This is a genomic window from Exiguobacterium sp. UBA3491, from assembly GCF_002377745.1.
In the GTDB taxonomy this organism is placed as follows: Bacteria; Bacillota; Bacilli; order Exiguobacteriales; family Exiguobacteriaceae; genus Exiguobacterium_A.
Window position 1 is genome coordinate 86,053 of the sequence record NZ_DFQK01000028.1, and the last position, 6,653, is coordinate 92,705.

The following is a 6,653-nucleotide window of genomic DNA, read 5'->3' on the forward strand; positions in this document are numbered from 1 at the left end:
ATCATTTTATGAAAATCACTTTACCAAAACCATTCTTTTTCGAAGCCGGCCCACGTGCCGTTTTACTATTACATGGATTCACGGGATCGAGCGCGGATGTCCGCATCCTCGGTCGCTATTTACAGAAGCAGGGCTATACGTCCCTCGCACCACAATATAAAGGGCACGCTGCCCCACCCGAAGAGCTGACGAAGACCGGGCCAGCCGACTGGTGGCAGGATGTCCTTGCCGGATATCAGGAACTCGTCGACAAAGGTTATGACGAAATCGCCGTTTGCGGACTATCACTCGGTGGCGTCATGTCGCTGAAGTTATCGATGAACCGTCCGGTCAAAGCGGTCATCCCGATGTGTGCACCCGCCTACATCAAAAGTGAAGAAGTCATGTATGCAGGAGTCACCGAGTACGCACGAGAATTCAAGAAGCGAGAAGGCAAATCGCAAGAAGTGATCGACCACGAGATGGCGTCTTTCGAACCGATGCCGACCTTGAAGGACTTGCAGGAACTGCTGCGCGAGACACGCGATTCGCTCGAGGACGTCTACGCACCGACGCTCGTCGTCCAAGCGCGCAACGATCACATGATCAACACCGACTCCGCGAACATCATCCATGATGGAGTCAGTGCCTTCCAAAAAGAGCTGATCTGGTATGAGAACTCAGGTCACGTCATTACGCTCGACAAAGAAAAAGACCAGCTCCACTCTGACATCTTGGACTTCCTGGAGTCATTGAACTGGAGCAAGTAACTGGAGGTGTCACGTTGGAATTACGTGAACGAATACTAACGGTCATCACGACGGAAGAACGTCCGTTGTCGATTGATCAATTAACGAAAAAACTAGAACTAGCGGATACGGAAGCATTCAAGGAATTGATCCGGACGCTGAACGCAATGGAAGACGAAGCGTTGATCGCCCGGACACGCTCGAACAAGTACGGAACGCTCGCGCAAATCGGTCAAGTCGCTGGGAAGATTTCCGTCCACCAACGCGGGTTCGGTTTCGTCTCACCGGAAGACGGCTCAGAAGGCGATATCTTCTTACCGGCACCAGAACTGAAGAACGTCTATAACGGCGACCGTGTCCTCGTCAAAGTGTTTGCCGAGTCAAACGGCGGCGACCGTCGTGAAGGGAAACTGCTTAAGATTCTCTCCCGCGGACCAGCCGATTTCGTTGGAACGTTCGTCAGTCCAAAAGGACGGATTGAATCGATCGCCTACATCGAACCGGATGATACGAAATTGACGTTCTTACCGGTCGTCGCGAACGACGATACACTCGGTGCCGTCGATGGCCATAAAGTCCTCGCCCGGATCACGAAGTATCCCGATGGTCGCTACGCCGGAACAGCGAAAGTATTGAAAATCATCGGTCACAAAAATGATCCAGGCGTCGATATCTTATCGATCGTCCATAAGCATGGGATCAACGTCGACTTCTCACCGGAAGCAATCGCTGAGGCGAATGCTGTACCGGATCAGATTGATGAGAAGGACTTAGTCGGACGCGTTGATCTACGGAACGAATTGACGGTGACAATTGACGGAGCGGACGCAAAAGACCTCGATGATGCGGTGCACGTTAAGAAGTTAGCGAACGGCAACTTCGAGCTTGGTGTCCACATCGCCGACGTCTCGCATTACGTCAAAGAAGATTCCGCACTCGACGAAGAAGCGCGTGAGCGCGGAACGAGTGTATATCTCGTCGACCGCGTCATCCCGATGATTCCGCACCGTCTATCGAACGGAATCTGTTCGCTCAACCCGCACGTCGATCGCCTGACGCTCAGCTGTATCATGGAAATCGATGCGAACGGTGCTGTCGTCAACCATGAAATCTTCCAGAGTGTCATCAAGACGACAGAACGGATGACGTACACGGATGTCCGGAAAATCATCGAACGCGAAGACGAAGAAGTGATCGCGAAGTATCAAGATCTCGTCGAGTACTTCGACAAGATGGCGGAACTCGCAGCAATTCTCCGCGAACGTCGCTCACGTCGTGGCGCGATCAACTTCGACTTCCCAGAAGCGAAGGTCCTCGTCAACGAAGAAGGCAAGACGAGTGAAATCATCCTCCGGGAACGATCGGTCGCTGAGAAACTGATTGAAGAGTTCATGCTCGCAGCGAACGAAACGGTCGCGGAGCACATTCAGCGTCAAAAACTGCCGTTCATGTACCGGATCCATGATGAGCCAAAAGCTGAACGTCTCGATACGTTCTTCAAGTTCATCGGTAACTTCGGCATCAACGTCGAACGCAAGGGTGAGTCGGTCGCACCAAAAACGTTGCAATCAATCCTCAACGCTGTTGAAGGTGAGCCGGAAGAAGCGGTCGTCAGTACGGTCATGCTCCGTTCGCTCCAACAAGCGAAATACGACATCGAACCGATCGGTCACTTCGGTCTGTCGACGGACTACTACACGCACTTCACGTCGCCGATCCGCCGGTACCCGGACTTGATGGTTCACCGTCTGCTCCGTGAATATGTCATCTACAATGACAAATCGCAAAAGACGCAAGACCGTTACTCGGAAATCTTACCGGAAATCGCTGATCACTCGTCGAAACGCGAGCGTCGCGCCGTTGATGCGGAGCGGGAAACGAACGCGTTGAAGAAAGCCGAGTATATGGAGCAACACATTGGCGAGACGTTCGAAGGTGTCGTCAGTGGTGTGACGAACTTCGGGATGTTCGTCGAATTGCCGAACACGATCGAAGGACTCGTCCACATTCAAGCGATGACGGATGACTTCTACCGCTACGATGAAGCGAACTATCAGCTGATCGGTGAGCGGACGAAGCAACAGTTCCGGATTGGCGATGTCGTCGAGATCAAGGTCACGAACGTCAACATCGATGAACGGACGATTGACTTCAGCGTCGTTGGGATGCCAGAGCGACAACCGAAGAAACGGTTCGAGTCGAAGACGATCCGCTCAAGCGGTGGACGTCCGGGACAAAAACGCAACGATAAGAAGAAGGACGATCGTCGTGGCAAAAAACGGTCAGGTAAGAGCGAACAAAGCAAAGGAAAAGGATTCTCGTTAAAGAATAAGAAAGATAAACCGCCGTTCCATAAGGCGGTCTCGAATAAGAAACGGAAGCGCAAATAAGCGCTTCCGCATCGGAAATGTGGTGAACGAACATGCCAAAGGGAACAGATTCGAAAGTCTTAGCGAACAACAAACGGGCCTCGTTCGATTATGCGATCGAGGATACGATTGAAGCCGGTCTCGTCTTGACGGGAACGGAAATCAAATCGGTCCGTAAAGGAAAAATCAGTATCGGGGACGCGTTCGTCCGATTCGACGGGGGAGAAGCGATTCTTTGGAACTCGAACATTGCTCACTTTGAACAGGGGAACCGATACAACCATGAGCAGCTCCGCCCGCGGAAGCTGTTGCTGCACAAGAAACAGATCGCGAGCTTGATCGGAGCGGTCTCACGCGACGGTTATACGATCGTACCGCTCAAAGTCTACATCAAGAACGGTTACGCGAAATGCTTGATCGGACTCGGACGCGGGAAGAAGAAATTCGATAAACGGGACGACCTGAAGAAGAAAGATGCGAAGCGTGATATCGAACGAGCACTACGCGATAAGCAAAAGTATTGAACCCGTAACACTTTTCTGCTAGAATATTAGTATTCGGAAAGCCCCAATTTATTATCTTGGGGACGTTACGGATTCGACGGGGGTAGTTCGGTCTTCTGTGGCGTGTCGAGGGGTCGGCCTCGTTAAAACGCACCAGCCATAACTGGCAAAACTAACACACAACTCGCAGCAGCGTAATAGCAACTGCGGATCCTAGCAGCTGTCGCCTGGTCGGCTGATTTCTAGGGTCTCACTTTAAACAGGCTACGCTTGGACCCTTCCGTCTGGAGGGAAAGAGAAGAGATGGAATCAGACTGGTCGGACGGACGCCTGTCAATTGGCAGCCTGACGACGAGATCCCAATAAATTGACTACACACGTAGAAGCTTAAGTATACGATGCCTTCGGACGTGGGTTCGACTCCCACCGTCTCCATACCCTGAAATCTAAAAGATTTCAAAGCTTGTCAAAACCCTTGTAAATCAAGGGTTTTTTATTATGGCATTTTATCTATTTTAAAGAAATATCGTCCATTCGTAAAAAAATAGAAATAAATGAAATATAATTTGATATTCCTTTTGAAAAATTTGTTATAACAAAACCATAAACAAACTTAAATTATAGTTACAATATAAACCTCAATCTGTCTATATTAATTTAACACTTATGAGTTAAATTGGAACTTTATAATTTTATACTTTTACTATATTTATAATTTCATGTGATACTATTTGGTTATAAAAGTAAAAGGAGGGTTATAAATGATAAATGCTGTAGAACAAAGAGGAATAAAATATTTAGTTCATTTTACACGTATAGAAAACCTTACGAGTATATTTAATAATGGGCTTATCCCGATAAGTAATTTAGAGAGAAATGCAAAAAATTTCTTTTATAATGACGAGTTACGTTTAGATAATTGTCGCGATGCGAACTGCTTATCAATTCAGTTTCCAAATTATAAGATGTTCTACAAGTACAGATGCGAAGAACCAAATAGTCACTGGGTAGTATTAGGTATCAAAAAAAGTATTTTATGGGAAAAAGACTGTGCGTTCTGTGTGGAAAATGCTGCAGGCAAGCGGGTAACTTCTATACCGTTGATTGAGCGAAAAGGTGTTGCAGCATTTAATCGTCTTTACAATGATTATCCAGGAAGACCATCAAGAGAGGAACTAGGATTAGAAGCAGAATTACCTACGCATCCGCAAGCAGAAGTATTAACATTTGGTATAATAGAGCCAAAGTACGTATGGGGTGTAGCCTTTAAAAATTTATATGAGAAAAATAAATATCTTCATATGATTCCATCAAATATAAAAGTAGAAGTTGTGCCAAAGTTATTTGGATATAGAGATGATTATGAACATTGGAGGTAACTAAAAAACTATGGCAAAAAGACCTGTTTTTATATCAAATCCAAGTAAAAAAGATCATGTGGATATAAAAAATATTGAGTTTGATTGGTATCCTGGCTTTTCTGCTAATCAGAAAAAAAAGTCCATGAACTCACTTCATGAAAAATTTATTGAATGCTATCCAAACTTAAAAGTATTAGAGATTTCAAGTAAATCGGATGTTGAGTTGGGAGTATCATTGAGTGCATTTAACTTAATGATAGAAACTAAGCGTCAACAAAAAATTAGTGTTGAAACTGCATTTCAAGCAAGTAAAGTATTCGAAAATGGAGGTCCGTTTCTAGATTTACTTGAAAAAACATCAAGGGAAGCTAAAAAGGATTTAAGGCTCAAAAATAGTGGGAAACTTTTGTATTTTCAATTTTTCGGTAGAAAATGGGAACTAGAACCAAAAACATCGTTTTACGATTGGTTGTATCTTAATACGCTTGTACTAAATAAAAACTTAAGTAAAGAAGTTTTAAAATATGATGCCTTTACTGATATTGAGTTTAATCCTGAAAAATCAGTTAACTGTCAAGCAAGATCAGTAGCACTATATGTTTCTCTTTACAAAGCGGGTATTTTAGAAAAAGCCATGTCTTCGGAAGAAATGTTTAAAGAAGTAGCATTTGGTAGTGTGTTAAAGGATGAAGAAAAAAAAATAAAAGAAGATATTACGGCAGAAAAAACACTCAATCAAGAGACGATACAGATAAACATATTTGATTTGTAACAACAAGTATGTGACTAATGATTTAAAAATTTTTATTTGATTTAATAAAAATAGTTATTAACATAATTTTTTTATAAATCACATGATATTAAATCAATATAAAAAGAGGGTTTGCTAAATGGGATTAACATATTTTGAATGGAAAAATAGAATATCAAAAAGGTCTGATATAACAGGGATGTTAACCCACTTAACTAAACCGATTCAAAAGAATCTTGAAGGATTAAGCGATTCTGAAATCAATAAGTTATCTATTGATAATCTTATAAGTATTTTGAAAGATAAAAAAATAAATGGAAGTACAACTAGCCAAGGCTTTATCATAGGAAACATAACTGCCGTATGCTTCCAAGACGCACCATTGTACGGAATAATACAAAATGTTGAGTTTGAAAAAGAAATGAGAGAAGTACGAGAAAATTCAAAATTACGGTATACAGGTATTGGACTAACATTTGGTAAACCGTATATATATGCTAAGGGTGGGAGACCGGTTATATATGAAGATACTGCTAATGCCAAAAGCTTCCTTCCACCAAATCAACATTGGAGAATCGTAAGATTTAATATTGATTTTGTTAATAATTTTCAAAAACGTGTAGACTGGACTCATGAAAGAGAATGGAGAGCCCCGAATTCAATCGAATTTGATTTAACACTTTGTCATATTGTTCTATATGATAAAGAATGTTTGGATTATTTTAACGAAAAATGTCCTAAAGAAATAAAAGATGAAATTTATGGAATTACAGTTTTAAAAAGTATACTAATGTAATTTTAATTTTTTGAATTTTGAGAAGAAGTTATCTTTGTGTATATCTTTTACAATAAATCTATATGATAGGCCTATAGAAAAAATTTTATTTACTTGCTTTAAATCAAGTAAATAAAATCATTTAGGTTGGAATATTTTTAATTTC

The 6,653-nt window shown here is 42.8% G+C and carries 6 protein-coding genes and 1 other RNA gene; all 7 read left to right on the plus strand.

Annotated features, from left to right (window positions below; all coding sequences use genetic code 11):
* Positions 1–8 precede the first annotated feature (8 nt).
* Positions 9–749: an alpha/beta hydrolase gene (locus B4F99_RS10215; RefSeq protein WP_290757547.1), complete on the plus strand. Its 741-nt coding sequence runs from the start codon at positions 9–11 to the stop codon at positions 747–749.
* Between the two features lie 14 nt (positions 750–763).
* Complete coding sequence (rnr, locus tag B4F99_RS10220; protein ID WP_290757551.1) at positions 764–3,118, plus strand: ribonuclease R; 2,355 nt, start codon at positions 764–766, stop codon at positions 3,116–3,118.
* Between the two features lie 32 nt (positions 3,119–3,150).
* On the plus strand, positions 3,151–3,621 hold the full coding sequence (smpB, locus tag B4F99_RS10225) for an SsrA-binding protein SmpB (RefSeq protein ID WP_290757554.1): 471 nt from the start codon (positions 3,151–3,153) through the stop codon (positions 3,619–3,621).
* Positions 3,622–3,679: 58 nt separating this feature from the next.
* Positions 3,680–4,038: a transfer-messenger RNA gene (ssrA, locus tag B4F99_RS10230) on the plus strand.
* A 323-nt stretch (positions 4,039–4,361) separates the two neighbouring features.
* Complete coding sequence (locus tag B4F99_RS10235) at positions 4,362–4,979, plus strand: DarT ssDNA thymidine ADP-ribosyltransferase family protein (RefSeq protein WP_290757559.1); 618 nt, start codon at positions 4,362–4,364, stop codon at positions 4,977–4,979.
* Between the two features lie 10 nt (positions 4,980–4,989).
* Positions 4,990–5,733: a DarT1-associated NADAR antitoxin family protein gene (locus tag B4F99_RS10240; RefSeq protein ID WP_290757562.1), complete on the plus strand. Its 744-nt coding sequence runs from the start codon at positions 4,990–4,992 to the stop codon at positions 5,731–5,733.
* A gap of 118 nt (positions 5,734–5,851) precedes the next feature.
* Entirely contained in the window at positions 5,852–6,508 is a 657-nt protein-coding gene (locus B4F99_RS10245; RefSeq protein WP_290757564.1) for a DUF2971 domain-containing protein, read from the plus strand.
* The last annotated feature ends 145 nt before the right edge of the window (positions 6,509–6,653 follow it).

Excerpts from the sequence above, each read along its gene's own strand:
- B4F99_RS10215 (WP_290757547.1), top strand. The coding sequence starts at position 9 with ATGAAAATCACTTTACCAAAACCATTCTTTTTCGAAGCCGGCCCACGT.
- B4F99_RS10240 (WP_290757562.1), top strand. The coding sequence starts at position 4,990 with ATGGCAAAAAGACCTGTTTTTATATCAAATCCAAGTAAAAAAGATCAT.
- B4F99_RS10245 (WP_290757564.1), top strand. The coding sequence starts at position 5,852 with ATGGGATTAACATATTTTGAATGGAAAAATAGAATATCAAAAAGGTCT.
- smpB (WP_290757554.1), top strand. The coding sequence starts at position 3,151 with ATGCCAAAGGGAACAGATTCGAAAGTCTTAGCGAACAACAAACGGGCC.
- B4F99_RS10235 (WP_290757559.1), top strand. The coding sequence starts at position 4,362 with ATGATAAATGCTGTAGAACAAAGAGGAATAAAATATTTAGTTCATTTT.